At 58.0% G+C, this 974-nt stretch carries 1 protein-coding gene; it reads left to right on the top strand.

What is annotated here, in order from left to right; translation table 11 throughout:
* A partial coding sequence (locus tag QWY74_RS12940) for an IS30 family transposase (protein WP_290314465.1) occupies positions 1-974 on the top strand: 974 nt, incomplete at both ends.

Below are 974 nucleotides of genomic sequence, written 5' to 3'. Positions count from 1 at the left end.
TTCTGAACTCTGCACCGAAGAACGTGCCACGATCCAGGTCAGCCTCGCGCAAGGCTTGAGCATCAGGAAGGTAGCGGCTCTGCTTGAACGGTCCCCGGCGACGATCAGTCGAGAGATACGGCGCAATGGGTCGTCCGATGGCCGGTATCGCGCGTCACACGCGCAACAGCGCCGTCATGACCGTCGAGACGGTTGTCGACCTAGGCGCAAACTGCTTCCAGGCAGTCCGCGATTCGCCCTGATTCAGCACATGCTGCGTCGACGCTTGTCTCCCGAACAGATCAGCGGCAAGCTCAAGCATATGAATATCCCTGACCTTCGAGACGCCTACGTCTGCCGAGAAACGATCTACAGCGCCATCTACGCGTTGCCCGTCGGTGAGCTGAGAAAGGAACTGATCCATTGTCTGCGGCAAGGAAAGCCGACCCGCGAACCGCGTCGTGGTCAGGTTGACCGACGCAACCAGATTCCGGACATGGTCAGCATTCACCTCCGCCCTCCAGAGGTGGAGAAACGTGAATTTCCTGGCCACTGGGAAGGCGACCTGATCAAGGGCAAGAGCAACGCATCGGCTGTCGGCACCCTCGTCGAACTCAAAAGCGGTTTCCTGATTCTGGCGAAGATGAACGATGCGACTGCCACCTCGGCTGTAGAAGGCTTCAGCGCGGCGCTGAATCGCATGCCGCTGGCCGCACGGAAGAGCATGACATATGACCAGGGACGTGAGATGACACAGCACGCCAAGGTCACTCAGAATACCGGTGTCGCCATCTACTTCTGTGACCCGCACAGCCCATGGCAGAGGGGCGCCAACGAAAATATCAATGGGCTCATACGGCAGTACTTGCCCAAAGGAACGGATCTATCGGTCTATAGCCAGAAAGAGCTGGATGAGATCGCGCTTGAGCTGAACATGCGCCCGCGAAAGCGTTTCGACTTCAAGTGTCCCATTGAGATGATGAGCGAGCAGATGG

Source organism: Halomonas almeriensis (genome assembly GCF_030409235.1).
Taxonomy (GTDB): domain Bacteria; phylum Pseudomonadota; class Gammaproteobacteria; order Pseudomonadales; family Halomonadaceae; genus Halomonas; species Halomonas almeriensis.
Note: the sequence above shows the minus strand (reverse complement) of the source record. Positions and strands in the feature narration are given on the sequence as shown.